Origin of the sequence: Clostridium weizhouense (assembly GCF_019431045.1) — a bacterium.
GTDB lineage: Bacteria > Bacillota > Clostridia > Clostridiales > Clostridiaceae > Clostridium > Clostridium weizhouense.
Map to the genome: position 1 here is coordinate 195,592 of NZ_JAHXPT010000003.1, position 26,122 is coordinate 221,713.

Genomic DNA, 26,122 nt, shown 5'->3' on the forward strand with positions numbered 1-26,122 from the left:
GAGATTGAAATTAGGATGTTGTATCACTATGGAGGTGATACTATTAGAGTAGGATTTATTGGCCCTGGGAAGGTAAGTGTATCTTTAGCGCACTACTTTACTCATAAAGGGATAAAATTAACTGGCTTTTATGGAAATACTGTTTTAAATACACAAGAAGCAGCTAATATTACTAAATCAAAACTTTATTATAATTTAGAAGATCTTGTTAAAAAAAGTGACATATTATTTATTACAACACCTGATGACATCATTTCAACTATAGATAAACAGCTATCAAAATTTGATCTTAATAACAAATCTATTTGCCACACGAGTGGTTCATTATCATCAAATGTATTAATTAATGCAAAATGTTATGGTGCATTAACCTATTCCATACACCCAATATTCGCATTTTCAAGTAAAAATACCGATTTAAAAGAGTTAGAAAAAATATTTTTTTCAGTGGAAGGAGAAATAACAAATAAAAATTCAGAAATTATTAAACTTCTTACTAAGTTAGGTAATAAATATTTTATTAGATCATCTGACACTTCATCAATTTACCATTTGGCAAACGTTTTAGTTTCTAATTTAGTTTTGTCATTGTTAGAAATAGGTACTGAATATTTTATTAATTTAGGATTAAATGAAAAAGAAGCATTAGAAGCTATTTACCCTCTTGTTAAAGGTAATATTCAAAGTATTTTTGATAAAGGTTTTGTTAAATCTTTAACAGGACCTGTAGTAAGAGGGGATATTATGACAGTGAAAAACCATATCTTAATGCTAAAAGAAGAACATAAAGATATTTATAAAGTACTATCTCTAAATTTATTAAAACTCACTTCGTTAAAAGAATGTAGAGATTATTCTACTACGAATAACTCAGTAGATTTTTATCAAGAAAATGTATTAAACAATTTATTTAGTCATTCTAAAAAACACAAAGATATTTATGAAGTTTTAGGGGGAATAGAGTAATGAGAAACTCAGTATCAACTTTTCAAAAATTAAAAAATGAAGGCAAAAAAATAAGTATGCTTACTGCATATGATTATTCAATGGCAAAAATTATTGACGAAAGTGGTGTTAACGGAATTTTAGTAGGGGATTCTCTGGGAATGGTTATAAAAGGTGAAGATAATACTTTATCTGTTACTGTTGATGAAATTATATATCATACAAAAGCAGTAAAAAAAGGTGCTAAAAATTCACTTATAGTAAGTGATATGCCATTTCTTTCTTATCATATTTCAAATGAAAAAGCTATTGAAAATGCAGGTAGAATTATTAAAGAAGGTGGAGCAAATGCAGTTAAACTTGAAGGTGGAGCAAATGTAATAAATCAGCTCAAAGCTATTGTAGATGCTCAAATTCCAGTTATGGGGCATTTAGGATTAACTCCTCAATCAATTAATGCTTTGGGTGGATTTAAAATACAGGGAAAAAATGAAGATGCTGCAAGAAAACTTATAGAGGATGCTAAATTGATTGAAAAAGCAGGTGCATTTGCAATTGTACTTGAATGTATTCCTAAAGAAGTAGCTGAACTTATAACAAAAGAGATATCTATTCCAACAATAGGAATAGGTGCTGGCAATAAGTGTGATGGACAAATTTTAGTTTATCAAGATATGCTTGGAATGTTTGATGATTTTGTTCCTAAATTTGTTAAGCAATATGCTAATGTAGGAAATACTATGAGAGAATCAATAAAAACTTATATTGGTGAAGTTGAAGAAGGCTTTTTCCCACAAGATAAACATAGCTTTAAAATAAATGAAACTGAATTAAAAAAATTATATTAATTAAAGGTGGTTAAATTCAATGTTATTAAAAGAAATTAAGGATATTAGAAGTATAATCAAGGACTGGAAAAAAGATGGTTTAACAATAGGCTATGTACCAACAATGGGTTGTCTTCATGAAGGTCATAAAAGTTTAATTGAAAAAGCTGTATCTGAAAATGATAAGGTAGTTGTCAGTGTATTCGTAAATCCAACACAATTTGGTCCTAATGAGGATTATGACAGTTATCCCAAAAATATAGATGAGGACTTAGAGATTTGTAAAAAATCTGGAGCAAGTATAGTATTTAATCCTGATAAAGAAGAAATGTATTTTAATAATAAATCCACAACAGTTTCTGTTTCGGAACTTACAAATGTACTTTGTGGAGCAAAAAGACCTGGACATTTTGATGGAGTTTGTTTAGTTCTCTCTAAATTTTTTAATATAATTACTCCAGATAAAGCTTATTTTGGAGAAAAAGATTTTCAACAAATAGCTGTTGTAAAGAGGATGGTTAGGGATCTAAACATAAATATAGAAATACTATCATGCCCTATAGTACGTGAAAAAGATGGACTAGCTAAGAGCTCTAGAAATGTATATCTTTCTAAAGAAGAAAGAAAAGCTGCATTAGTATTAAATAGAAGTCTTTCATTAGCTAAAGAAGAATTAAAGCATGGTGAAAGAAATTCTAAAATAATTAAAGATATTATAGTAAATGAATTAAACAAAGAACCTTTAGCCAAAATAGACTATGTTGAAATAGTAGATAGTGAATCATTAAATGATCTAGAGATAGTAAACACTACTGCTTTAATACCAATAGCAGTTTATATAGGTAAAACAAGATTAATAGATAATTTCATATTTAATATTTAGAGTATATAAAAAACATATAAAGGAAGGAATTTAAATATGATACTTACAATGTTAAAAGGAAAGATACACAGAGCAACAATAACACAAGCAGAATTAAATTATGTAGGAAGTATTACAATAGATAAAACCTTAATGGAAGAAGCAAATATATTAGAAAATGAAAAAGTTCAAATTGTGGATATAAATAATGGAACAAGACTTGAAACGTATGTAATTCCAGGAAAAAGAGATTCAGGAGTTATTTGTTTAAATGGAGCTGCTGCAAGACTTGTACAACCTGGAGATAAAGTTATTATAATAGCGTATTGTCAAATGGATGAAGAAGAAGCTAAAAAACATAAACCTAAAGTTGTATTTATCAATGAGGATAATACAATAAAAGAAGTAACAAATTATGAGTCTAATGAATAATTTATTGTAAGAACTCAAAATATATAATGAGTTTTAAAACCTACTGTAATTTATATTACTAATTAACCTCTATGATTTTTTAAGGACTATCTCAAAAACATATTTAGCTGTTTGAGATAGTTCTTTGTTTTAGCTTTTAAATAAATGTTAGCTTAAATTATATTTTTTTAATTAATTTTAAATATTTAATCTTTATCAAAAAATATTAAATAAAATCTTAGTTTTGCTTACTACTTCCCCCTATGATAAAATAAAACTGGATTTATTATTTAAATATAGTAATTAATTATTAATAAAGCTATTTATATATTGTAATGGACAAAAGATATAATTAATTTTTATATTAAATATGTTATAAAATTTTTAAATAATTTTATTTATTTAGTAAGGTTATTGATAAAGGAGGATATTTATTATGGCTTTAACGCCAATGATGGTAGAATACATGAAAACTAAGGAAGAATATAGTGATTGTATTTTATTTTATAGATTAGGTGATTTTTATGAAATGTTTTTTGAAGATGCTATTACTGTTTCTCGTGAACTTGAATTAGTACTTACAGGGAAAAATTGTGGTCTTGAAGAGAGAGCTCCTATGTGTGGAATACCACATCATGCAGCAGCAGCTTATATTCCAAGGCTTATAAATAAAGGGTATAAGGTTGCTATATGTGAGCAGCTTGAAGATCCTAAAAAGTGTAAAGGAATTGTTAAAAGAGGTGTTGTTAAAATAGTTACACCAGGTACTTTTATAGATGCTAATAGTACATTAGAAAATGATAATACTTATTTAATGTCTATATATATAAATGATAATAGAATAGGATTAGCTATTTCTGATATAAGTACTGGAGAATTTAAAGTAACTTCATTTGACAATATAAAGATAAGTTTATTAGATGAAATTTCAAAGGTAGCTCCTAAAGAAATTTTAGTAGACGAAACCTTAAATGAGGAACTTATAGAAGATATAAAAGGAGTAAGTTCTGCACTTATATCAAAGAAAAATTTTAATGAATTTTTAGTTAGCAAAGAAGAACTTATAAAGCAATTTTCTGATATGGAAGTTGTCGGATTAACTGAAGAAAGAGAAATTACTAGCAGAGTATTACTTAAGTACATATATGAAACTCAAAAAATGAGTTTAACTAATATAAATTTATTAGAACAATATGAAATAGTAAACTACATGAGTATAGATGGTAATTCAAGAAGAAACTTAGAACTTACTGAAAGTATAAGGGAAAAAAGTAAAAAAGGTTCTCTTTTATGGGTACTTGATAAAAGTGCAACATCTATGGGCGGAAGAACTTTAAGAAAATGGATAGAAGAACCTTTGATAATTAAATCTGAAATCGAAAAAAGATTGACAGGTGTTGAAGAGATATTTAACTCAATAAGTTTTAATGAAGATTTAAGGAGTTCTCTTAAAGAAATATATGATATAGAAAGAATTGTTGGTAAAATATCTAACAGAAATGTAAATGCTAAAGATATGCTTTCTCTTAAAGCTTCTTTAGAAAGAATACCTTCTCTTAAAGAACTATTAAAATATGCTAATTCAGGACTTTTAAAGGAATATTATAATAATTTAGATGAATTATCTGATATCAGAAGCTTGTTAGAGAATTCTATAAAAGAAGATCCTGCTTTAAGTATAAAAGAAGGTAATATAATAAAAGATGGATATAATGATGTTGTTGATGAATTGCGTCAAAGTAAACTTCATGGTAAAGAGTGGATTGTAGCACTTGAAAATCGTGAAAGAGAGTTTACAGGAATTAAATCATTAAAAGTTGGATATAACAAAGTATTTGGATATTACATTGAAATTTCTAAATCAAATTATAGCTCTATTCCAGAAGGAAGATATATAAGAAAGCAGACATTAGCTAATGCTGAAAGATATATAACAGAAGAACTTAAAGTAATGGAAGACAAAATTTTAGGTGCAGAAGAAAAGCTTATGAACTTAGAATATGATTTATTTTCAGAAATTCGTGATAAAGTAGAAAAAGAGATTGCAAGACTTAAGAAAAGTGCTAGGATAATATCAAGCTTAGATGGAATTTCTACGTTAGCATTAGTGGCACTTGAAAATGATTATGTTAAACCTAAAATTAATGAAGAGGGAGTAATTAACATACAAGAAGGACGTCATCCAGTTGTTGAAAAGGTAATTGGACGTGGAGAGTTTGTTTCTAATAATACTACATTAAATCAAACTGATAAAGAACTTCTATTAATTACTGGTCCTAATATGGCAGGAAAATCAACATATATGAGACAGGTTGCACTTATTACATTAATGGCTCAAATAGGTTCATTTGTACCAGCCTCTTCAGCTAATATATCAATATGTGATAAAATATTTACTAGAATAGGTGCATCTGATGATTTAGCAGGTGGGAAGTCAACATTTATGGTAGAAATGTGGGAAGTGTCCAATATTTTAAAAAATGCAACATCTAAAAGTTTAGTATTATTAGATGAAGTAGGACGTGGGACTTCAACATATGACGGACTTTCAATAGCTTGGTCAGTTATAGAATATATAACAGGAAATAAAAACTTAAAATGCAAAACATTATTTGCAACACATTATCATGAATTAACAAAACTAGAAGGAATAATTCCAGGAGTTAAGAACTATTCTGTAGCAGTTAAGAAAATGAAAGATAGTGTAATATTTTTAAGAAAGATTGTTGAAGGTGGCGCAGATGAATCTTATGGTATAGAGGTAGCAAAACTTGCAGGTCTTCCAGATACAGTTATATCTAGAGCTAGAGAAATTCTTAATGGATTAGAAAAGGAAAATACATTTGATATAAATGATATACATAATATATCAGAAACAGAAGCTAATAAAAAAGAAGTAGCTTGTGATTTTATATATGAGAGAGAAGTTACAACTTCAATTACAAATGAAAAAATAGAGGATTCAACGTCAACTAAGGAAGAAGAGAATTTTATTCACTTAGAAGATTTAAAAGATAATACTCATAATAAGAAGAAAAAGAAATCTAATTCAGATACTATACAACTTGATTTTGCATTTATGGAAAAAGAAGCACTTCTTAAAGAGTTAAGCAGTGTTGATATATTAACATTAAATCCAATGGAAGCCATGAATATACTATATAAATTAGTTGGTGAAGCTAAGAAATTTAATAATTAAAAGATTAATTATTATGAAATTAAGTTTCAAAATAAGAATAATTTTTTAGTATACAGCTTATAGATTTTAGTATAAAAATTGATATTAGAATTTATCTAAGTAAACTAATATCTTTAGAATAGATTATATGAAATACAAATGAAAGGAGGATAATTAGATGAAAAGAATTAATATTTTAAATGAAGATACTGCAAATAAAATTGCAGCGGGTGAAGTTGTTGAAAGACCATGTTCAGTTGTAAAAGAATTAGTTGAAAATTCTATAGATGCTAATTCTAAAAATATATTAATTGAAATAGAAGAAGGCGGAATTAATCTTATAAGAATAGTAGATGATGGAGATGGCATTTATAAAGATGATATATCTAAAGCTTTTTTGCCTCATGCTACTAGTAAAATAAAATTGTCAGAAGATATATATAGCATAAGTACTTTAGGCTTTAGAGGGGAGGCGCTTCCATCAATAGCTTCTGTATCTAAAGTTAATCTAAAATCAAAACAACAAACAGAAGAATATGGATATGAAATTTCTATTGAAGGTGGCACTTTTTCAGAAGTAACAGAATGTGGAATAAATAAAGGTACAATACTTGAAGTAAGAGACTTATTCTTTAATGTACCAGCGAGAAAGAAGTTTTTAAAAACAACCTCAAAGGAAACTTCTTTAATTACAGACATTATAACTAGAATAGCATTATCTCATCCTAATATAAGTTTTAAATTATTTAATAATGGTAAGAAGATACTTCATACTTATGGTAATGGAAATATTAAAGATGTTATAAGAACAATATATAATAAAAGTATATCTGATAACATAGTATATTTTGAAGATACTTCTGATCTTGTTACGATATATGGATATGTAGGTAAAGAAGAAATAGCAAGAGGATCTAGAAATAATCAAAGTATTTTTGTAAATAATAGATATATAAAAAATAGATCTCTTGGAATTGCTATAGAACAAGCATTCAAATCTTTTTCAACTTCAAATAAATTTCCTTTCTTTATATTATTTGTTGATATATATCCAGAATATATTGATGTTAATATACATCCAACAAAAGCAGAAATTAAATTTAATGATGAGAGATTTATATTTAAAAAAATATTTGGGGCAGTTCATACAGCTTTAAAAGAAGAGATATTTGATACATTTGCTATTCCAGAAGAAAAGGAAATTAAAACTAAAAAAAATGATTTAACTATTGAAGAAATAACTTTTAAGATAGAAGAAGAGAAGGAAAAAGTTCAAGCGAACAAATGTTCTTTTACTAATAAAACATCATTCGATATAGTAAATACCTCAATTATAGAAAATAATAAAGGAATTTATTCTCCAAATGAAGAAAAAAGTATTTGTAGTATTCCTATTGACTTAAAAAGTGACCATAATGATTTAGAATTAGAAATCAATAACAAGAACATGTGTTCTAAAGTGCAAAAAAGTACACTTATTAGTGAAGAATCTTCAATAATAAGTGGCAATAAAGAAACTAGTTTAAGCATGGATAATACAATAGTTCAGAATTGCGATAATATAAATATTGAAAGTAATATGCAAAATTCAATAAAGGAAAATACAAATAGTTATATAACCAAACCTGATAATATAATAAAAAATCCTAAATTTCCTGCAATAAGAATAATTGGTCAATATAATAAAACTTATGTACTAGGAGAACATAATGGAACTTTATATATGATTGATCAGCATGCAGCACATGAAAAGATATTATTTGAAAAATACTTAAAAGAGATAAGTCAGGGAGAGATTATAATACAACCATTAATGGTCCCAACACTTATTGATTTAAGCATTGATGATTATTCTTATTTTGAAGAAAACAAAGATGTATTTAAAAGTGCCGGCTTTACAATAGATGAGTTTGGTGGAACATCTATTGCATTAAAAGAAGTTCCTTATTTCTTAGGAAAGCTTAATCCTAAAAGTTTATTTTTAGATATAATAGATAATCTTAAAAATTTAGGAAGTGGAAAAACAACTGAAGTTAAGTATAATACAATAGCAACTAAGGCTTGTAAGTCAGCTGTTAAAGGAAATGATTCTTTAGATGAGCTTGAAATGGCTAAATTAATTGAAGAACTAAGATATATAGATGATCCATTTCACTGTCCACATGGAAGACCTACGATAATTCAATTTACTAGTACAGATATAGATAAAAAATTTAGGCGTATAGTTTAAAATTTATAATTAATTATAGAAGGAATGATTCAATGAAACAGAAAATACTAGTTCTAGGAGGGCCTACAGCTGTAGGCAAAACAGAACTTTCTATAAAACTTGCTGAGAAATTAAATGGTGAAATTATATCAGCGGATTCGATGCAAATATATAAGCAAATGGATATAGGTTCTGCTAAAATCACAAAAGAAGAGATGAGAGATGTTAAGCATCATATGATAGATATAATCTCTCCAGAACAAGAGTTTTCAGTAGCTGATTTTAAAGAATTAGGAGAAAAATCACTAAAGGAAATTATAAATAAAGGAAAGCTTCCTATGATAGTTGGAGGAACTGGACTTTATATAAACTCTTTAACTTGTAATGTAACATTTACTGAATCTGAAAAAGATGAAGAATATAGAGCTCATTTAGAAAATCTAGCTAATGAGAATGGAAATAATTATATTCATGCTATGCTTAAAGAAATTGATTCTATAAGTTTTAATTCTATTCATCCTAATAATAGAAAAAGAGTTATAAGAGCATTAGAAGTTTTTAAAACTACTGGAAAGCCATTTAGTTCATATAATGCTGGAGATGAATTCTATAGAACAGATTATGATGTGTTTTATTATGTATTAACAATGGATAGGGAAAAGCTTTATAATAGAATAAATCAAAGAGTTGATATTATGATAAATAGAGGATTGATAGATGAGTGCATAGAACTTAAAAAACTTGGATATACTTCAGATATGCAATCTATGCAAGGAATTGGATATAAAGAAATACTTTATTATCTAGAAGAGAAAATATCTTTAGAAGAATCTATAAATTTAATAAAACAAGGCTCTAGGAATTATGCTAAAAGACAATTAACTTGGTTTAGAAGAGATCCAAGATGTATTTTCTTAGATAAAGATAAGTTATCAGATGAGGAAATATTAGCTAAAATTATTGATGACATAAGTAATAAGTAGGGTTATAATATTCTTAAAGAAAAATAATAATTCAATGGAGGTAACTATAGTTTGATGAATAAGCAACAAAATAATTTACAAGATATTTTTTTAAATGGTGCAAGAAAAAATAAAATCCCTGTTGTAATATATCTTTCAAATGGATTTCAACTAAAAGGGTTTGTAAAAGGCTTTGACAGTTTTACTGTTATTTTGGATTCAGATGGAAATCAAATGCTTATATATAAACATGCAATAACAACGGTAACTCCAGCTAAACCCATTTTATTTGTAGATAACGAAAGTTAGTAAATAGGCAAAGTTATTGCCTATTTCTTTTTGACGAAATATAGTTACTTGGACCTAGGAGGAGAATAAAACATATGTTAAAGAAAACAGAAGAATTCTTAATTAATAATTATAATGTTAATGAAGAGGCATTCAAATTATATAAACAAGCTATCAAAGATACAGAAGAAATTTTTATAGAATATGATGAAATAAGAGAGTATAATCAACTTAAAGTTCTAAAAGCATTTCAAGATGAAAAAATAAGTGAATCTCATTTTACTAATACAACTGGTTATGGAATTGATGATTTAGGAAGAGATGCATTAGACAGAGTATATGCTAGAATTTTTAAAACTGAAGCCGGATTAGTTAGACCGCATTTTGTTAGTGGTACTCATGCTATTGGAGCTGCTATTATGGGAAATGTTAGACCAGGAGATAAAATATTATGTGTTTCAGGCATGCCTTATGATACACTGCTTGGAGTTTTAGGATTAACCAACAAGAAAAATATAGGTTCTTTAGATGAGTATGGAATACAAACGGATGTAATAGCATTAGATGAACAAGGTAAATTTAAATTTGATGAAATAAAAAATACATTAAAAAATGATAAAGCTATAAAATTAATACATATTCAAAGAAGTACAGGATATGCTTCAAGAAAATCATTTTTAATTGAAGAATTAGAGAAAGTTATTAAATATATAAGAGAAGTTAGAGAAGATGTAATAATATTTGTTGATAACTGTTACGGTGAATTCATAGAAAGTATTGAACCAACAGAAGTTGGAGCAGATCTTATGGCGGGTTCACTTATGAAAAATATAGGTGGTGGAATTGCGCCAGGTGGTGGATATATTGTTGGAAAAAAAGAATATGTTGAGCAAGCTTCCTATAGATTAACTGTTCCTGGAATAGGAGGGGAGTATGGTGCAACTTATGGCTTAATGAGAAGTTTATATCAAGGATTATTCTCTGCACCTCATGTATCTATAGAAGCAGTTAAAACTGCTATATTTTGTGCAAGAGTAATGGAACTTGCAGGATTTAAAGGGTTTCCAGCTTCAACAGATAAAAGGACAGATATTATACAAGCCATTGAATTTGGTGATCCTAAAAGGTTAATTCAATTTTGTAATGGAATCCAAGCTGGATCACCTATTGATGCTTTTGCAGTATGTGAACCGTGGGCAATGCCAGGATATGATAGTGAAATAATAATGGCGGCTGGTGCATTTATTTCAGGTTCAACAATAGAGTTATCAGCTGATGGTCCGATAAGAGAACCATATATTGCGTATATTCAAGGTGGATTAAACTTTGATCATGGTAAAATAGGTGTTTTATTAGGATTAAGTAAAGTTTTAGATATAAAATAATAAAAATGTAGGGCTATCTCAAAAATATCTTGAATTTGAGATAGCCCCTTTATGTGAGTTTTTTAATACGCTCTAAATATTCCAACTAATTTACCAAGGATTTTGCAATCATTAACTATAATTGGATCCATCGAATCATTTTCAGGTTGTAATCTAATATGATCAGCTTCTTTATAAAATCTTTTAATAGTTGCTTCTTCATCTATTAATGCAACTACAATATCACCATTTAGTGCATTGTTACAACTTTCTATAATAGCAAGATCATTATTTCTAATTCCTGCATTAACCATACTTTCACCAGATACTCTTAACATAAATAATTCATTATTATGTTTTATATAATCAAGTGGTATAGGAAATGAATCTTCTATATTTTCTGTTGCAAGTATTGGTAGACCAGCTGTTATTTTCCCAACGATAGGGATATTAATCATTTCTTTTTTTGAACTGGCAAGTTCTACTATCTCTAATGCTCTTGGTTTTGTTGGATCCCTTTTAATAAGACCTTTTTTTTCTAATCTTTTAAGATGACCATGTACAGTAGAAGTTGATTTCAATGAAACAGCTTCACATATTTCTCTTACTGAAGGTGGGTATCCTTTATTTTCTGTATATGTTTTTAAAAACTCATATATTTCTGATTGCCTGTCTTTACTCTCTATCATCGTTACGTTACACCTCACTATCTTATAGTTATTATATCATAGCTTTTCTTATATAACAAACTTATGTTCTATATTGAAATTTATAAACTAAAATTTGCGTAAAATGAGTGGGTTTGATATAATATAATGACGATTTCAGAATAGAAATAGAGGTGTTATAAATGATAAATAAATATACTGATGATGATTATTGTGATATATATCAAAATAAATTATGTGATAATTGTGGTAAATGCTTAGAAATGGATGGTATAGATACTAAAGCGATAAAAATAGAAGATATTGCAAAAACAAAAGAAGAAAATAAAATATTAGAAGAAGAATTTTTAAATAATTTGAAATCATCTTTAGATGATGAACAATTAAAAGAATTTGAAGAAAGTAATGTTGATTTGAAAGCTTTATATTCTAAATTTATTGATTCAACAGATTTGAAAGTAAATGAAATTGAAACAAATGAAAATGTGGGATATGAAGATGCTTTTGAGCATATTGAATATTTAGATGATACTGATTTATTTGATGAAGAAAGTATAGATGAATTAACAGAAGAAGTATATCCAGGGGTTAGAAGATTTAAAAGTAAAAAATAATATTTATTAAAATATATCTAGATAAAAAAGGTGAAATAAATTTAATTTATCACACCTTTTTTATTTTTTTAATTTTCAATTAGTTTTCAGTATAAATGTTATGTAAAGTAATTGAACATTTAATAATTAAGTATATATTAAAATTTTAAACACAAACTATTATAGAACTATAATTAAAGGATGGTGTATTAATATGAAAAAAAACTCTGTTTTAGCATTAGCTTTACTAGTTATGTTATCATCTTCAGCAATTGTTAGTTGTAAAAATTCAACAACAGATAATATTAAAAATAATACAGAGAAAACCAGTGAAGATGTTAAAAAAGTTGGAGAAGATATTAAAGAAGAAGCTAAAGATGTAGGCGAGAATATAAAATATACTGCAATAAATTTTAAAGATGATATAGTTAATGCAGGTTATGATATTAAAGAATATGCTGAAGGAAAAAAAGCATATTTTACTGGAAAAGAAACAAATTATAAAGTGGGGAATGATTCAGTTTATGTTTATGAATATGATTCTGCTGATAAAATAGAAGAAGATATAAAAAATATATCTGAAAATGGACTAACTATAAATGGTAAAACAACAAACTTTACAACTAAACCATATTATTATAGAAAAGGGAATACACTTATAATGTACGAGGGAAATGAGTCTAAATATATTGATAATTTTAAAAAGCTTTACGGAGATTCAATAAGATAATAATACTATAATTAATTTTATTAAGAAAAATTGACTATATAAATATAAATATAAGAATTGTTTTTATTTTAAATTTATATCTATTAAAAAATAACTACAGTATAAATATTATGTAAAGTAATTTAGATAAAACATTACCTACATAAATAAATTTAATTATTTATGTAGGTAATGTTTATTATAACAGGAGAGTAGCACTATAATTTTGATAATGGATTTGATTTTACAGCTTCTCTTAATGTATCATCATCAACGTGAGTATAAATTTGAGTTGTTGATATATTTTCATGTCCTAAAATATTTTGAAGACTCCTTATATCTACTTGTCCATATTTATACATAAGAGTAGCAGCAGTATGTCTTAATTTATGTGGGGTATATTTAGCATCCGTTAAACCAGCATTGGTTATATGTTTCTTTATCATTATTTCAACAGTTCTTTGATTTATGGGAGCATTCCTAGAAGATAAAAATAAGAATTTTTTATTTTCTAATAAAGCTTTAGAATCATCTCTAACTTGTTTATAATTATTTATTGCTCTTAAGCAAGCTTCATTTAAATAAACAGTTCGTTCTTTATTTCCTTTACCTATGATTGTTAGTGTATCATTTCTAATCTTATCTATCTTTATACCGCATAATTCTGAAAGGCGCATTCCGCAATTTAAAAATAAAGTTAAAATACAATAATCTCGAGCATAATTTTTATTTTTTTTATCTAAAGATTCAAGTAAATGTAAGCTTTGTTCTAATGTAAGATAAACGGGATGTCTTTTATTTATTTTAGGTGATTCAAGCTCAATAGTCGGATTATCTGTTATTATTTTTGCTTTTCCTTGAAGAAATTTAAAGAAAGACTTTAATGTAGCTACTTTTCTAGCTCTAGCATAGCTACTATTTTCTCTATATTTTTCAGCAAAAGACATAAAAGCATACAAATCTCTAAGTTTTATAGATTTTAAAAATTCATCGTCAATTGATGTTATATCTATTTCATCAAAATCAGTTTTGCTATTTTTAACCATTCCTTTATATAGCATCATAAATCTAAAAAATATAGTTAAATCTTTTTTATATGCACTAATTGTATTTTCAGATTTGTTTTTAATAGTTTCTAGATAGTTTAGAAAATCTATAACCGAATCTGGTAGATCATTATTTTTAAACATATTAATATCGTAATTCATTTTTTTATCTCCATAATTGAAATATATTTAAATCTTATTATTATTTACAAGATTTAAATATATTATAACAATAAATGAATTTTTTATCAATTATTTCGGGAAATGTATATTTCCCGAAATAATTTTACGCTTTTTTATTAATATTATATCCAAATTTTATATAAATTATACTATTTAATTGTTTTTAGCTTGATTATTACATTCATTAAACCAACTATTTTTTATTATAAAGTGATTTAATTTAAGTAAGTTATTTAAATTACTTTATATTTTATTTTGTAATTTAAATCTATTCTAACTGTTTGTTGATTTAGGATTAAGTTTATATATTAAAAAATATATAATTTTAAATATCTTTTAAAATAATGTTTTTATTTTAGTTATCAATAAATTTATATAGATTAAAACTTTTATAATATCCTAAAATTGCTAAAATTAATCTTAATTAGTTTAAAATACAGATATCGATTCTGATGTTTTTTGGGATTTAACTTTTTTAAAAAGCACATAAAACTACTTTTAAAATATATTCAAATTCATAATATATAAACACATGAGGGGTATTTTTTTGCTTATAAATTTCATAAAAAATCAAAAATTTGATTAAAAAAGCAATTATAATGTATAATTTATTCAAGGATAAAATATTAATTAAATCTAAAATATGATTTATAATATTTTTTAAGTTCAAAGGAGGAAAAATCTATGGCTCAAACAAAAACTAATGCTATGAGAATTTTGGATACTAATAATATAATATATCAAACTTACAATTATGAAAATAAGGATGGTAAAATAGATGGCGTTGCAGTTGCACATAAAATAAATAAAGATGTTAATCAGGTTTTTAAAACTTTAGTAACTAAAGGTAATTCTAAAGAAGTCTATGTTTTCGTAATTCCAGTTGCCGAAGAATTGGATATGAAAAAAGCTAGTAAAGTTGCCAGTGAAAAAAATATAGAAATGATTCACGTTAAAGATATAAATAAAATAACTGGTTATATAAGGGGTGGCTGTTCCCCGCTTGGTATGAAAAAACAATTTAAAACTTTTGTTCAAGAAGAAGCTTTATGTTTTGAAACAATAGTATTTAGTGGTGGTAAAATAGGTCATCAAATTGAGATGAATCCCTACGATCTTCAAAAAATTATAAATTGTTCTTTTGAAGATATAATTAAGTAAATGTCTATGCTCTAATAGATTTGTAATTGTATATTGCTAATATTATATAATATTTTTCTTAATGAGTATAAAAATAAGATAGTATATAATTTTTAATATACCATCTTATTTTTTAATTACTCTACTCTACTATTTCTCCAATTAATGAGAATGAATTAGCCTTAGTAATTTTTACATTAACTAACTTCCCTATCAATTCTGTGCATCCATCAAAATTTACCAATCTTGCATTTCTAGTTCTTCCAGTCAATTTATTTTCATCATTCTTACTTACACCTTCAACTAGAACTTCATAAATTTTACCTTCTGCTGCTTTATTTCCTTTTGCAATACATTCATTAACTACTTTAACTAATTTATTGAATCTTTCATGCTTAACTTCTTCTGGTATTTGATTTTCCATCTTATCTGCTGGTGTATGATTTCTTCTTGAATATAAATATGTGAACGCTGCATCATATTGAATTTCTTTAACTAATTCTATAGTTTCTTCAACATCTTCTTCTGTTTCTCCTGGGAATCCAATTATTATATCAGTTGAAAATGTTACGTCTGGTATTTCCTTTCTTATAGTTTTAGCTAATTCTAAATATTGCTCTCTTGTATAATTTCTATTCATTTCTTTAAGTAATCTATTTGATCCACTTTGTACAGGTAAATGAATTTGTTCACAAATCTTATCACATTCTTTAATAGCCATAATTACATCTAAATTTAAATCTTTAGGATGAGATGTCATAAATCTAATTCTTTCAAGCCCTTCAATTTTATTAATTCTTCTTAGAAGATCAGCAAAGGTAATTTCATTTTCTAATCCCTTACCATATGAATTGACATTTTGACCTAATAAAGTTACTTCTTTATAACCTTTAGATACTAATTCTTTAATTTCATTTTCTATATCTTCAGGATTTCTACTTCTTTCTCTTCCTCTAACATATGGGACTATACAATATGTACAAAAATTATTGCAACCATACATTATAGTAACGAAAGCTTTTACACTACTTTTTCTATCTATAGGAAGACCTTCTACTATTTTTTCTTCTTTATTTAAAATTTCTTTAACTTGTACTCCTTCAGTTTGTACTCTATTTAAGTATTCTGGAAATTTATGAGAATTATGTGTTCCAAAAATTATGTCAACAAAAGGGAACCTTTTTAAGATTTCATCAGCCATTCCCTTTTGTTGCATCATACAGCCACATATTCCAATAATTAATTCTGGATTTTTTTCTTTTAATTTTTTTAACATCCCAAGGTTACCATATACTTTATTTTCAGCATTTTCTCTAACACAACAAGTATTAAATAATATTATCGAAGCATCTTCTCTAACTTCAGTGTTAGTATAGCCGATTCGTTTTAACATCCCTGATAGTTTTTCTGAATCTTCTTCATTCATTTGGCAACCCCAAGTTTCAATATAATATTTTAAACTATTATTCTTTTCTAATTCATTTATATTAAAAGTCATTTTTGTTCCTCCAATTTTTTAAATCATCTTGTTGTATTATAACAAATATATTATAGAAATTAAAGCTTATCAGGATTAATCATTATGTTTTTTAATAAATTCTTTTTAGAAATAGTTCATTAAAGTATATATTTTTGTAAATTAAAAGTAGATTAAACATAAGTTTAACCTACTTTTAAAAATAATCAATGAGATTGCAAGAAGCATTCATAACTTTCTATTTTATCCTCTCTATTAGTTTGTTTTAACCATCTATTATATCGTAAAATATGCTTCTCTAACATTTCTATATTTACTGTTCTATTTTTCTTTCTTTTTTCTGCATACATAGCAATTTTTATTAAATTTCCCAATACAGCATTCATCCTTTCTTAACTTAATAATATAACGATACTTTTTCATCACCTGAAACTGTTTACATATACAGTATATCTAATTTTGAACTTTTAGTAAACCTATATAATTGTCTATGTTTTTTCAACGTATTACATATAATACTATTTTTAAAATAGATATTACATAATAGTTTATAATTTATTGTCCTATGTTGTATAAATTTGTAAAAATAAATTTAATATTTTAATTAAAGTAAAAAGGTAACAAATAAGATTTACTTACTTTGTTACCTTTTTACTTTATTCAGATTCTATAGATAAAATATATCTTTAAATAAGATATATTTTTATTATTATTCTATCCTTTATACATTAGTATAATCCCAAAATGTTTTAGCTTCATCTTCTAACTTTTTTAGCCTTGTATAATAATCAGGAAATTCCATTAAATGTGCTAATGCTATTTTCCCAGTTAATATTGGATCATTTTGAGTAACATTAGTTTCTGGAAATTTACTACCATGCTCAAGTTCTACATTTACCCCTAAAGTGAATTCTTCTAAATCAAATTTTTCTTTAGAAAAATCAATTTTTAAATTTCTAGCTATTTCAGCTGCTTCATCCATAGTAAATGATACCTTTTCTCGATTTCCTCTTAGTTTCATTATTATCCAATCACTATGTTTCATATTAATACCAACCTAATATTATTTTTACATTTATTATATGCTTTTTATATACAATATGACACAATAAATTAATTTCCACTTAATCCTTCCATACTTGCAAAGTTTCCACTATACATAGTAACTATTTTTATATCAGTATCAGAAATAGGTACAATACTATTTGCATTTATACCTTTTTTAGTAATTATATAAACTTGCAATTTCAAATTATCTACATAACAATCATATTTATTGATTTTTTTATGTTCAGCTTTTACATATTGAATAAATTCTAGTTTATTATTAAAATTACTTTTTTCACCATAAACTATATTAGAATTATTATCCCAAATTATTTTACTTTCCATTAATATTGTATCCCCCTAATTAAACATTGCTTATGTTCTTTGAATTATTTGCTCCAAGTTGTTATTTTTCCATATTCACTGAATCCAACTTTTTTATATAATGCTATTGCATTATAGTTGTTAGAATCTACATTTATAGCTACTACACTTATATTTTCATTATAACATAAATATAATAAATATCTTATTAACATTTCTCCATAACCGTTGCCCCTATATTTTTCTAATATTCCTACATTAACTATAGTATATAAATCATTTCGTAGAATAACTTGACCGTAGCCTACTGCATTATTTCTTTCCATTATAAATACACATAGATTATCTATGTAGTAGTCTTCTTGTTCTTCTAGTTTTATATCATATGGAACTAATGGAATTCTATCATTTTCATGGAATACAGAATTTTGAATAAAGCATCTTAATTTTTCATCTTCTTTTTTAGTAAAAATTTTAAAATTAGATTTATTACCTAAATAAGATTTATGTTGATTTGATATTTTAATTTTCATCAATGAAGTTACCTTTAATTCTTTAAAACCTAATTTTTTCATTATATCATAATTCAACTCATTATCAATTACATCAAAAACTAATAATTTATTCTTAAATATTTTTATGATTTCTTCTTTTACTATATTTATATATAAATCATTTATATATAGTGCTAAAATTTTATTTGTACTATCTATAGGAGAATCTATCCATATATATCCTATATACTCATTATTATATTTAAACAACTTTACTTCTTTTCTTTTTAAATACTGAATAATAAACGATTGAGTATTGTAATCTTTAAAAAAATCTTTATTATATATATTTTTGCTTTGTTTTTGTAATTTTTTTAAGTGTTTTATATTCATTAATGATAATCTTTCTATTATAAGCATAAAAAATTCCTCACTTTTATAATAAGTAAAGTATATTATTTTTATTTATTCTAGTCAATTTCAAATATACTAAAGAAGTTTTTTATTTACAAGTTAAACAAAAAAGAACCTCTATATAAATATATTAGGTTCTTTTTTATTTAGTACAAATTTAGATATCTTTTATACTTAAGCTTACTCTCTTATTTTCTTCATCTACTTCTAAAATTTTAGCTTTAACTTCTTCACCTACAGTTAAAACTTCTGATGGATGTTGAATTCTATTATGTGAAATTTTTGAAATATGGACTAAGCCATCTACTCCTGGTTCTAATTCTATAAATGCACCAAAATCATTTATTCTTACTACTTTTCCTAATACAATAGAGCCCTCAGGATATTTCTCTTTTGCATTATCCCATGGTTTTGGAAGTAATTCTTTTCTACTTAAAGATAATTTTTTATTTTCTTTATCTAAATCAATAATTTTAACTTCAATAACTTGCCCTTTTGTTAGTACATCTTCAATATTTTTAACATGATTCCATGAAATTTGGGATAAATGTAATAAACCATCTATGCCATCAACGTTTAAAAATGCTCCAAATGAAGTAAATCTTTTAACTTCACCTTTAACTACATCTCCAATATTTAATACTTCCCATGCTTTAGCCTCTTCTTCAGCTCTAACACCTTCTAATAAAACTCTTCTTGAAGCTATTACTTTTGTATGATTATCGATAGAATAATCTATTAATTTAACTTCTAAAGTTTTGTTAAGATATTGTTCTTTATCTTTAGTAAATTTAGTATCAATTTGTGAAGCAGGTATAAATATTCTTACACCATTATAATATGCAACAAGTCCTTTTTCTCTAGCTTCTTTAACAGTTACATTAAAAGTTTTTTCTTCATTAAATAAAACTTCAAGTTCTTTATAAGTCTCTTCTTTTTCATATTCAAGTCTTGATAAAACAACATATCCATCAGAATTTTGTAATTTTATAACTTTTGCTTTTATTTTATCTCCAATATTAAAGTTTCTTACTATATCTGCAGATTCCTCTTTTAATGTTAATTCATTAAAAGGAATAACTCCATCTATTTTATATCCTACTAATGAAACTATTATAGAGTCATTAGTTTTTGAAAGAATTTCCCCTTCTACTTCATCACCAATTACAAACCTTCTATCAAGTTCATTCATCAATGATAATTGATCATCACAGTTAATATTTTGTTCGTTATTCATAATTTCAATTACCTCCTTAATAATCCAATCTGGTGTAGATGCACCAGCAGTTATTCCTATTCTATTTATATTATTTTTCATAAAATCTTTAGTTAACTCTTTAGCATTTTCTATGTGTATTGTATTTTTACAATTATTTTTAGAAATTTGATAAAGTTTAGTTGTATTCGAACTTTCTTTACCTCCAATAACAATCATAAAATCTACTTCTTTTGAAACTTTATTTGTACTTCTCTGTCTAACCTCTGTAGCAGCACATATTGTATTAAATGCTAATAGTTCCTTAACTTTTGTAGAAAGACTCTTAATTAACTTTTCCCAATTTTCAACTTTTTCTGTTGTTTGTGATACTACGCATACCTTATGAGGAATATCACCTTCTAATTCACCATTTTTAGAAATAATAGCCTTATTATTACACCAACCATTTATACCTATGACTTCAGGGTGATTAGAATCACCAAGTATTATTATAGTATACCCCAATTGTGAATATTTCTTTACTTTTTTTTGAATATTGGTTACAAAAGGACAAGTAGCATTTACAACTTTTAATTGAAGTTTATTTAAAGAATTTATAACTTCCTCTGATACTCCATGAGATCTTATAACAATGATATCATCAGGATTTAACATATTTATATTTTCTAGTTCTATAGAGTAAATATTATTTTGTTTTAATAAGTTTACTACATCATTATTATGTATTAAAGGACCAAGTGTATAAATTTTTTTTCCTTCTTGTTTTTGTATTTTTAATGCTTCATCTACAGCTCTTTGTACTCCAAAACAAAAACCAGCATTTTTTGCTAAAATTATTTCACTCATTAATATATTCTCCTTAGCATTTTTATGCTTTAATTTTTTGTCTTATATAAGAATTTATTTTTTCTGTCACCTCAGATATATTAAGTCCTGTAGTATCAACTTCAATAGCATCATCTGCTTTTTTTAGTGGATCTACTTCTCTATGAGTATCTTTATAATCTCTATCTATAATATCTTTTAATATATCATCATATGAACACTCAATATTTCTAAGTTGTAATTCCTTATATCTTCTATTTGCTCTTTCTTCTGCTGTAGCTGTTAGGAAAAACTTAAAGTTTGAATTTTTCAGAACAACCGTTCCTATATCTCTTCCATCCATTATAACATCAAATTTATTAGACATATCTCTTTGAAGTTTAACAAGTTTAACTCTTACTTCTGATATTGAAGCATAAGAAGATACTATATTACTTATTTCAGGAAGAGTTATTTTATCCTGAATATTTTCACCATTCAAAATTAAATCATCATTTTCAAAGTGCATTTCCATAGTACTTATTAAATCACATATTTTATTAACATCACTTGGAACCAGCCCTTTTTCATTAGCTTTTAATGCTACTGCTCTATACATTGCTCCAGTATTTATGTACATAAGATTAAATTCATTACCTACTAATTTAGCTATTGTACTTTTACCTGCACCTGCTGGTCCATCTATTGCTACTGATATTCTCAAAATCTGTTCCTCTTTTCTAATTTTTATATAATATTTTGATTTTAAACCTTTAATACGATTATATAATTTTTTATTATCTCAAACAAGGTAATATTTTCTTAATTAATTATTAAAGATTGTTACCCGCTATATATCCTGTTGATAATGCAATTTGAACATTATACCCTCCAGTAAAAGCATCAACATCTATAACTTCCCCTGCAAAAGAAAGATTATCAATAATTTTAGATTTCATTGTTGAAGGATCTATTTCTTTTGTACTTATCCCACCTGCTGTGACAATAGCCTCAGCAATTGGTCTAAGACCTTTAATTTCTAGCTCGATACCTTTTATAGTATCAACTAACTTTCTTCTTTCTTCTTTCGTAATTTCATTTACTTTTTTATCTTCATAAATACCTGTTAAATTAATAATAAAAGGAATTAACTTTTTAGGTAGTAATTCATCTAATGAATTTTTAAAATCTTTATTTAAATATTTTTTAAAATCTTTTTGTATCCTTTTATCAAGTTCTCCAATATTTAATGCTGGTTTTAAATCAATATAAATTTTGTAGGATTTATTATTATTTTTTATAAATCTACTTCCACTTAATATAAGAGGTCCAGATAAACCAAAATGAGTAAATAGCATCTCTCCAAAATTAGTATATACATTTTTACCATTTTCTTTTATTGTTACTTCAACATTTTTTAAAGATAATCCCATAAGTTCTTTAGTTATATGATCTTTTATTTCTATCGGAACTAATGACGGAACTAATTTAACTATTTTATGTCCTAGTTTTTTAGCAAATTCCTGTCCTTCTCCTCTTGAACCAGTTAAAGGATAGGATGCTCCACCAGTTGCAATAATAAACTGATCACCTTTAATTATTTCTTCATTATTTATTTCAACACATGTTATTTTATTATTTTCATACTTTATATCTGTTACTTTTGAGTTGAGTCTAATTTTTACATTAGATCTGCTTAATGCATTAGACAACCCTCTAATTATATCTGAAGATTTATCTGAGTCAGGAAATACTCTATCCCCTCTTTCAACCTTTAGTTTAATTCCTTCATTTTCAAAAAATTTCATTGTATCATCATTAGTGAAAGTATATAATGAGCTGTAAAGAAAGTGAGGATTTCCAGGTATATAATCAAAAAAGTCAGATATATCCTTTGCATTAGTTACATTACATCTTCCTTTTCCAGTTATAAAAAGTTTTTTCCCTATTCTTTCATTACCATCTAATAATATTACTTCATGTTTTTTCCCTGCTGTTATTGCAGCCATCATTCCTGCTGGTCCAGCTCCAATAACAATAACTTTACTCATTAAAAAAATCAGCTCCTTAGTTTTTCTACTTAACATTAAACTTTCTTATGTTTAACTTATTCATATGTACATATTATTTAAATATTACCATATTAATTATATCAGATTTAATTATACATTATAAAATCTATATATTATATATAATTATCTACTCTGTTAATTAGTTATCTAAAGTTTTTATAATAATTCTATACATAGATACACACGTTATAAATCTAAAACATATGATTATATTTAAATTATAATTAATACTAAATAGTTTTCAAAAAAAGAAAACATATATAAATGCTAGTATAAAATATATAGTTCCAAACATATACTACACTATTATATTTCATGATAAACATCTAATTATTACTTATCAATATATTCAAATCTATACTCTTGAGTAACATCTGGGTACTTATTCTTATCAACCTTACTCATAAACATATCGTAAGGTCTAATAAAAGTATTAAAATCTCCATATAGAGCCTTATACACCACAAATCTTTCTCTAGTTTCACTATGAATTGCGATATCAATAACTTCATATTCTTTTCCTTTAAAGTGTCTGTATCTACCTGTTTTAAATTCTCGCATATTAAATTCTCCTTTTAAAAGTTTTATAATCAATTATAGTATTATTTTATTTAATAATAATTCCTAATATTTTAGCAAGTTCCATAGCCTGTATTGGTGATACGATAGCACCATTTAATTCTCTACCTGTAAGTATAATCGAAGAAATATCACTGTCTGTAAAATCTATTCCTTTTAGTAGAGTATTAGTAAAATCCCCTAACACTAAATTACAACCACTAAATGCTATTTTATTAAAATTACACTCAAAAAAACTTACATTATTCATGTTACATTTTTCATAATTTATTAATTTCATTTTTGAATATGAAAAATTAGAATACGTACATAAACAATCTTTAAAAAGAACATTTTGCATGCTACATTCACTAAAATTACTTCCTGTTAATTTACAATTTTGAAATTCAACTCTATATATACTTCCTTCTGAAAAATCGATATTAGATAAATCACAATTTTTAAATACACAATCTAATAAATCTATACGTTTAAACAAACATTGGTCAAATATAACATTTTCTAAAATACACCCGTTAATCTCTACACGTTCTTCATTTATACAATCTAATGTACAATTTTCTATTAAACTATTTAAAAGTTCTTTTTCATTAAGAAGTGAATCATAAATATCTATATCTTTTTCTAGAAAATTTACTACTTTAGGTTTTACTACTTTATTTAAATCAGACATATAAATATACCTCTATTTCTTTATAATTTTTATATTAATTATAGTATCATATTTTTAATAAAATTTAGTACATATATTTTCCATAAACTAAAAATATATAAAAAAATAAAAGATGATATTATTTTTATCTCATCTTTTATTTTTTATATCTATTAGTTTATAGAGCTGTTATAATCTGATATCATACGATCTAAATAATAACTTAAATCATCAACTGGTGAAGGCTCTGATTCAGCATATACAATTCCAGGAGTATGAACAATTCCTGCACTCAAATCTTGTTTATCTACTACTTCAAGTATTCTGTTGGCACTTCTAACAAAAGAATCAGAATCTTTCTGTAAAGCTTCTAAATGAATAGAATTCTTTTTATCCTTTGAATAAACTTTATATTTATCATAAGTTTCATTTAAAGTATTTAATAAATTTTTATATTCTGTTAAATCACTTGAGAGTACGTTTGTATCATCAATTTTATTTTCTTTCATATAATTTTTAAGCGATTCACTATCAATTAATAGTTTTAATCTATAATAGTCAAAGTCTTGTCCATTTTTTTTATATGTATTTAAATCTTTACTCATTACTTTAATAGCCATAGGCTCTAAATTTTCTGAAAACTGCATATATTTATAATACCATACTTCTATTTGATCCATATATCTATCATGAAGTTCTTGTGCTCTTAATAGATTATCATTTTTATATTCTTTATCATTATAATATTTACAAACTTCATTAATAATATCATATGTCTTTTTAGTTTCATCAGCTAATGCTATAGCATTTTCATCAACATCTGTTTTAGGTTTTTTACTCGCTGTCTCTTTTACTTTATCTAAATCACTAAAAAATCCTTCAACTACTGGTGTAATTCCTGAAATTTCATTTTTAGGAATTATGATTTTATCATCATTTCCAAATTGCTCTACATAAGGAGTGACTGAAGCATCAAATCTCCACAATATATCATTATTTAACTTTACATATTCTTGATATTTTTCCTCTTCTCTAGCTGAGCTTGTGCCTTCCTTATTCCCAACAAATACAATAATAGGGATTGATATTATAAAAAGTACAGCTAAAAATATAGCATATCTTGTTTTTACAGTTTTAATTTTTTGAGTTTCAGTTTCTACAAAGTTTTGTATATTAAATTCCCTTGATTGCATGTATTCATTATATTGTGAATTTAATTGCATATATAGTTCTACATTCTCAGGATTTTGCTTTCCCATAGATATGGCAAATTTTAAATCTTTTTTTATTTTCTTTTCAAAATCAATTCTTCCTAATTGTTCAGCTTTTTTACTTAAAAATAATCCTAAAATTAAACATATAATAGTAACAACTATAAATATTATTTTATCTGAAAATTCCATATTAATTGAAGCACTATCTATAAAAAATACTCCAATACTTCCTATAAAAAACGTTAAAGCTATTGCTTTAAAGATCCCACTTAATACCGAGAGTACAGTAGCACGTGTACTTCCACTATAAATTTTGTAACTTATTCGCATAATTATTCTCCTTTCATTTTTCAATGCAAATTTAGCTGATATTAATCTTACAATTAAGCTAAATTATATAAAAATATAACTCTTTAAGTAAAATTAATCTAATAAATAAAA

24 protein-coding genes and 2 pseudogenes are annotated in these 26,122 nt (G+C 25.5%); 13 read left to right on the forward strand and 13 right to left on the reverse strand.

What is annotated here, in order from left to right; all coding sequences use genetic code 11:
* The first annotated feature begins 15 nt into the window (after window positions 1–15).
* The 10 genes and pseudogenes from KYD98_RS05450 to KYD98_RS05490 all read left to right on the forward strand — a co-directional run bounded on the left by KYD98_RS05450 (window position 16) and on the right by KYD98_RS05490 (window position 11,067).
* The gene (locus KYD98_RS05450) at window positions 16–966 is read left to right on the forward strand and encodes a Rossmann-like and DUF2520 domain-containing protein (protein WP_219778585.1); all 951 of its coding nucleotides are present in this window, start codon (window positions 16–18) and stop codon (window positions 964–966) included.
* Entirely contained in the window at window positions 966–1,793 is an 828-nt protein-coding gene (gene panB, locus KYD98_RS05455; protein WP_219778586.1) for a 3-methyl-2-oxobutanoate hydroxymethyltransferase, read from the forward strand. Before KYD98_RS05450 ends, panB begins: the two co-directional genes overlap by 1 nt.
* Window positions 1,794–1,812: 19 nt before the next feature.
* Window positions 1,813–2,655, forward strand: coding sequence for a pantoate--beta-alanine ligase (gene panC, locus KYD98_RS05460; RefSeq protein ID WP_219778587.1), 843 nt, complete (start codon window positions 1,813–1,815; stop codon window positions 2,653–2,655).
* Between the two features lie 36 nt (window positions 2,656–2,691).
* Complete coding sequence (gene panD, locus KYD98_RS05465; protein ID WP_219778588.1) at window positions 2,692–3,066, forward strand: aspartate 1-decarboxylase; 375 nt, start codon at window positions 2,692–2,694, stop codon at window positions 3,064–3,066.
* Window positions 3,067–3,481: 415 nt separating this feature from the next.
* Window positions 3,482–5,954: pseudogene (gene mutS / locus KYD98_RS05470) on the forward strand (DNA mismatch repair protein MutS); the annotation flags it as partial.
* Window positions 5,955–6,064: 110 nt separating this feature from the next.
* A pseudogene (locus tag KYD98_RS18490) lies at window positions 6,065–6,244 on the forward strand (hypothetical protein); the annotation flags it as partial.
* Between the two features lie 157 nt (window positions 6,245–6,401).
* Window positions 6,402–8,453 carry a DNA mismatch repair endonuclease MutL gene (gene mutL, locus KYD98_RS05475; RefSeq protein WP_219778590.1) on the forward strand — a complete coding sequence of 684 codons (2,052 nt, stop codon included), beginning with the start codon at window positions 6,402–6,404 and terminating at the stop codon, window positions 8,451–8,453.
* A 32-nt stretch (window positions 8,454–8,485) separates the two neighbouring features.
* Window positions 8,486–9,415 (forward strand): tRNA (adenosine(37)-N6)-dimethylallyltransferase MiaA, encoded by a 930-nt coding sequence (miaA, locus tag KYD98_RS05480; RefSeq protein WP_219778591.1) that lies wholly within the window; start codon window positions 8,486–8,488, stop codon window positions 9,413–9,415.
* A gap of 54 nt (window positions 9,416–9,469) precedes the next feature.
* Window positions 9,470–9,703, forward strand: coding sequence for an RNA chaperone Hfq (gene hfq / locus KYD98_RS05485; protein ID WP_219778733.1), 234 nt, complete (start codon window positions 9,470–9,472; stop codon window positions 9,701–9,703).
* Window positions 9,704–9,777: 74 nt separating this feature from the next.
* Window positions 9,778–11,067 (forward strand): methionine gamma-lyase family protein, encoded by a 1,290-nt coding sequence (locus KYD98_RS05490; RefSeq protein ID WP_219778592.1) that lies wholly within the window; start codon window positions 9,778–9,780, stop codon window positions 11,065–11,067.
* Between the two features lie 62 nt (window positions 11,068–11,129).
* Here KYD98_RS05490 and lexA read toward each other — a convergent pair whose 3' ends face one another.
* Window positions 11,130–11,735 carry a transcriptional repressor LexA gene (lexA, locus tag KYD98_RS05495; protein ID WP_219778593.1) on the reverse strand — a complete coding sequence of 202 codons (606 nt, stop codon included), beginning with the start codon at window positions 11,733–11,735 and terminating at the stop codon, window positions 11,130–11,132.
* A 161-nt stretch (window positions 11,736–11,896) separates the two neighbouring features.
* Here lexA and KYD98_RS05500 point away from each other — a divergent pair, with 161 nt between their 5' ends.
* Together KYD98_RS05500 and KYD98_RS05505 are read left to right on the forward strand one after the other, a co-directional pair.
* A complete protein-coding gene (locus tag KYD98_RS05500; protein ID WP_219778594.1) occupies window positions 11,897–12,328 on the forward strand; it encodes a hypothetical protein in 432 nt (143 codons plus the stop codon).
* A 193-nt stretch (window positions 12,329–12,521) separates the two neighbouring features.
* Window positions 12,522–13,037, forward strand: coding sequence for a YtxH domain-containing protein (locus KYD98_RS05505; RefSeq protein WP_219778595.1), 516 nt, complete (start codon window positions 12,522–12,524; stop codon window positions 13,035–13,037).
* A 197-nt stretch (window positions 13,038–13,234) separates the two neighbouring features.
* Here the strand turns inward: KYD98_RS05505 and KYD98_RS05510 are convergent, their stop codons facing one another.
* Complete coding sequence (locus tag KYD98_RS05510) at window positions 13,235–14,224, reverse strand: tyrosine recombinase XerC (protein WP_219778596.1); 990 nt, start codon at window positions 14,222–14,224, stop codon at window positions 13,235–13,237.
* 705 nt (window positions 14,225–14,929) lie between these two features.
* Here KYD98_RS05510 and ybaK point away from each other — a divergent pair.
* Complete coding sequence (ybaK, locus tag KYD98_RS05515) at window positions 14,930–15,406, forward strand: Cys-tRNA(Pro) deacylase (RefSeq protein ID WP_219778597.1); 477 nt, start codon at window positions 14,930–14,932, stop codon at window positions 15,404–15,406.
* A 121-nt stretch (window positions 15,407–15,527) separates the two neighbouring features.
* Here the strand turns inward: ybaK and miaB are convergent, their stop codons facing one another.
* From miaB to KYD98_RS05570, 11 genes are all read right to left on the reverse strand, one after another.
* Window positions 15,528–16,883 (reverse strand): tRNA (N6-isopentenyl adenosine(37)-C2)-methylthiotransferase MiaB, encoded by a 1,356-nt coding sequence (miaB, locus tag KYD98_RS05520; protein ID WP_219778598.1) that lies wholly within the window; start codon window positions 16,881–16,883, stop codon window positions 15,528–15,530.
* A 185-nt stretch (window positions 16,884–17,068) separates the two neighbouring features.
* Window positions 17,069–17,236, reverse strand: a complete 168-nt coding sequence (locus KYD98_RS05525) for a hypothetical protein (protein ID WP_219778599.1) — start codon at window positions 17,234–17,236, stop codon at window positions 17,069–17,071.
* 347 nt (window positions 17,237–17,583) lie between these two features.
* Entirely contained in the window at window positions 17,584–17,907 is a 324-nt protein-coding gene (locus tag KYD98_RS05530) for a DUF5661 family protein (protein WP_219778600.1), read from the reverse strand.
* A gap of 68 nt (window positions 17,908–17,975) precedes the next feature.
* Window positions 17,976–18,254: a hypothetical protein gene (locus tag KYD98_RS05535; protein WP_219778601.1), complete on the reverse strand. Its 279-nt coding sequence runs from the start codon at window positions 18,252–18,254 to the stop codon at window positions 17,976–17,978.
* 44 nt (window positions 18,255–18,298) lie between these two features.
* Window positions 18,299–19,147: a GNAT family N-acetyltransferase gene (locus KYD98_RS05540; protein ID WP_219778602.1), complete on the reverse strand. Its 849-nt coding sequence runs from the start codon at window positions 19,145–19,147 to the stop codon at window positions 18,299–18,301.
* A gap of 151 nt (window positions 19,148–19,298) precedes the next feature.
* On the reverse strand, window positions 19,299–21,206 hold the full coding sequence (locus tag KYD98_RS05545; protein ID WP_219778603.1) for a bifunctional 4-hydroxy-3-methylbut-2-enyl diphosphate reductase/30S ribosomal protein S1: 1,908 nt from the start codon (window positions 21,204–21,206) through the stop codon (window positions 19,299–19,301).
* A gap of 22 nt (window positions 21,207–21,228) precedes the next feature.
* The gene (cmk, locus tag KYD98_RS05550; RefSeq protein ID WP_219778604.1) at window positions 21,229–21,888 is read right to left on the reverse strand and encodes a (d)CMP kinase; all 660 of its coding nucleotides are present in this window, start codon (window positions 21,886–21,888) and stop codon (window positions 21,229–21,231) included.
* Between the two features lie 109 nt (window positions 21,889–21,997).
* A complete protein-coding gene (locus KYD98_RS05555; protein WP_219778605.1) occupies window positions 21,998–23,215 on the reverse strand; it encodes a BaiN/RdsA family NAD(P)/FAD-dependent oxidoreductase in 1,218 nt (405 codons plus the stop codon).
* A 354-nt stretch (window positions 23,216–23,569) separates the two neighbouring features.
* Window positions 23,570–23,797 carry a DUF1653 domain-containing protein gene (locus KYD98_RS05560; protein WP_219778606.1) on the reverse strand — a complete coding sequence of 76 codons (228 nt, stop codon included), beginning with the start codon at window positions 23,795–23,797 and terminating at the stop codon, window positions 23,570–23,572.
* 46 nt (window positions 23,798–23,843) lie between these two features.
* Window positions 23,844–24,488, reverse strand: a complete 645-nt coding sequence (locus KYD98_RS05565) for a pentapeptide repeat-containing protein (RefSeq protein WP_219778607.1) — start codon at window positions 24,486–24,488, stop codon at window positions 23,844–23,846.
* A 152-nt stretch (window positions 24,489–24,640) separates the two neighbouring features.
* Window positions 24,641–26,011: a DUF3829 domain-containing protein gene (locus tag KYD98_RS05570; RefSeq protein ID WP_219778608.1), complete on the reverse strand. Its 1,371-nt coding sequence runs from the start codon at window positions 26,009–26,011 to the stop codon at window positions 24,641–24,643.
* Between the last annotated feature and the right edge of the window lie 111 nt (window positions 26,012–26,122).

Bases quoted from the DNA above. Each gene is read 5' to 3' on its own strand.
- KYD98_RS05450 (WP_219778585.1), top strand. From the start codon at position 16: ATGTTGTATCACTATGGAGGTGATACTATTAGAGTAGGATTTATTGGC.
- panB (WP_219778586.1), top strand. From the start codon at position 966: ATGAGAAACTCAGTATCAACTTTTCAAAAATTAAAAAATGAAGGCAAA.
- panC (WP_219778587.1), top strand. From the start codon at position 1,813: ATGTTATTAAAAGAAATTAAGGATATTAGAAGTATAATCAAGGACTGG.
- panD (WP_219778588.1), top strand. From the start codon at position 2,692: ATGATACTTACAATGTTAAAAGGAAAGATACACAGAGCAACAATAACA.
- mutL (WP_219778590.1), top strand. From the start codon at position 6,402: ATGAAAAGAATTAATATTTTAAATGAAGATACTGCAAATAAAATTGCA.
- miaA (WP_219778591.1), top strand. From the start codon at position 8,486: ATGAAACAGAAAATACTAGTTCTAGGAGGGCCTACAGCTGTAGGCAAA.
- hfq (WP_219778733.1), top strand. From the start codon at position 9,470: ATGAATAAGCAACAAAATAATTTACAAGATATTTTTTTAAATGGTGCA.
- KYD98_RS05490 (WP_219778592.1), top strand. From the start codon at position 9,778: ATGTTAAAGAAAACAGAAGAATTCTTAATTAATAATTATAATGTTAAT.
- lexA (WP_219778593.1), bottom strand. From the start codon at position 11,735: ATGATAGAGAGTAAAGACAGGCAATCAGAAATATATGAGTTTTTAAAA.
- KYD98_RS05500 (WP_219778594.1), top strand. From the start codon at position 11,897: ATGATAAATAAATATACTGATGATGATTATTGTGATATATATCAAAAT.
- KYD98_RS05505 (WP_219778595.1), top strand. From the start codon at position 12,522: ATGAAAAAAAACTCTGTTTTAGCATTAGCTTTACTAGTTATGTTATCA.
- KYD98_RS05510 (WP_219778596.1), bottom strand. From the start codon at position 14,224: ATGAATTACGATATTAATATGTTTAAAAATAATGATCTACCAGATTCG.
- ybaK (WP_219778597.1), top strand. From the start codon at position 14,930: ATGGCTCAAACAAAAACTAATGCTATGAGAATTTTGGATACTAATAAT.
- miaB (WP_219778598.1), bottom strand. From the start codon at position 16,883: ATGACTTTTAATATAAATGAATTAGAAAAGAATAATAGTTTAAAATAT.
- KYD98_RS05530 (WP_219778600.1), bottom strand. From the start codon at position 17,907: ATGAAACATAGTGATTGGATAATAATGAAACTAAGAGGAAATCGAGAA.
- KYD98_RS05535 (WP_219778601.1), bottom strand. From the start codon at position 18,254: ATGGAAAGTAAAATAATTTGGGATAATAATTCTAATATAGTTTATGGT.
- KYD98_RS05540 (WP_219778602.1), bottom strand. From the start codon at position 19,147: ATGCTTATAATAGAAAGATTATCATTAATGAATATAAAACACTTAAAA.
- KYD98_RS05545 (WP_219778603.1), bottom strand. From the start codon at position 21,206: ATGAGTGAAATAATTTTAGCAAAAAATGCTGGTTTTTGTTTTGGAGTA.
- KYD98_RS05555 (WP_219778605.1), bottom strand. From the start codon at position 23,215: ATGAGTAAAGTTATTGTTATTGGAGCTGGACCAGCAGGAATGATGGCT.
- KYD98_RS05560 (WP_219778606.1), bottom strand. From the start codon at position 23,797: ATGCGAGAATTTAAAACAGGTAGATACAGACACTTTAAAGGAAAAGAA.
- KYD98_RS05565 (WP_219778607.1), bottom strand. From the start codon at position 24,488: ATGTCTGATTTAAATAAAGTAGTAAAACCTAAAGTAGTAAATTTTCTA.
- KYD98_RS05570 (WP_219778608.1), bottom strand. From the start codon at position 26,011: ATGCGAATAAGTTACAAAATTTATAGTGGAAGTACACGTGCTACTGTA.